This is a genomic window from Photobacterium sanctipauli, from assembly GCF_003026495.1.
Classification (GTDB): Bacteria; Pseudomonadota; Gammaproteobacteria; order Enterobacterales; family Vibrionaceae; genus Photobacterium; species Photobacterium sanctipauli.
This window is the reverse complement of sequence record NZ_PYMA01000043.1, coordinates 1-1211: the sequence shown is the minus strand read 5'-3', so window position 1 is coordinate 1211 and position 1211 is coordinate 1. Positions and strand designations below refer to the sequence as shown.

Here is a 1211-nt window from a genome sequence, read left to right as displayed (position 1 = left end):
AGGGGAGATACCATCTTTTTGTATCTTGTCTAGCCTTAAGCTATTTAAATGCTTTGAGGCTGGTATTCGATCTGATGTTTGATAACACCAAAGCAAATCTGAGTCAGCTTTCTCATTGCAGCCCCCAATGCTTGCATATGGGTTTTGCCGTTGGCGACTAATCTCTCGTATTGAGCTTTTATGTCAGGGTTGCACTTCTTCGCTACAACCGCCGCCATGTATATCTTGGCTCTAATTCTTGAAGGCCCAACTTTTGTCAGTGTTGAGCGTCCTTTAAGTGTTCCCGATTCTCTTATTCTTGGAATGAGCCCGAGGTAAGCTGACAAACTACCAGCGCTCTCAAAATCCTTTTTCCTCAGCACTGAAAGCATCAATCTAGACACCACAGGACCTACACCTGGAATAGTCTCAAGCAATGAGCGATCAGACTTTAAGCTTGGATGCTTATCAATATGATCGTCGAGCTCTTTTATGAGTCGTGCTTTTTCATCGACGAGTAATCCAATCACTTTTTCAAGAGACTCTACTACTAACTGAGACGACTTCGAGATGTCAGCCTGTTCTTTGCGATTTTCTTCTCGTTGGATATCCTTTTCAATAGCTTCAACTCTTTGAATCAGGGCCGTTAATTCTCTGACCTCTATTGGTTCAGGCTTCCAAAGCACTGGCTCTGTTTGGCTCCCAAAACGAGCCAACAGTAGACTATCTGACTTATCCGTTTTATGGGCGATACCTAGTGCACGAGCAAATTGCTTTGGTCTGGCTGGGTTTACGACACTGACTTTGAAGCCCTTATCAAATAGGTAAAATGCAACGGCTTCATGGTAAACCCCTGTCGCTTCCAGTGTGACGAATATGTCGTCAGGCTGAGATTGAGTATTTTTGAGTAACCAACTCTCTACCTCTTGAAAACCAGTCCGGTTATTCTTAAAAACCTTCGTTTTTACTTTGTTTTTTGATGAGTCTCTTAGCCAAAGACAATCAAATTTAGCCTTACTAATGTCAATACCTACATATTCCATTACTTATTATCCTTGTACATGCAGCATCACTGCAGTTTGCAGGCGCTAGGATACCATCCAATATGATAAGGAATAGCTTGGTAGATTAATCTCCCCTACAGCATCTAAGTACTTTGGCCAGGAACACGCTTACCAAGCTATAAACGAATAGGCTACTAGCTAAACAGCCTACTCATGTAGATACAAGGC

Annotated in this window: 1 protein-coding gene; it reads right to left on the bottom strand. The window is 42.4% G+C overall.

Going from position 1 to position 1211, the window contains the following annotated elements; translation table 11 throughout:
• Positions 1–44: 44 nt before the first annotated feature.
• A complete protein-coding gene (locus C9I98_RS26350; RefSeq protein WP_107272677.1) occupies positions 45–1022 on the bottom strand; it encodes an IS110 family RNA-guided transposase in 978 nt (325 codons plus the stop codon).
• Between the last annotated feature and the right edge of the window lie 189 nt (positions 1023–1211).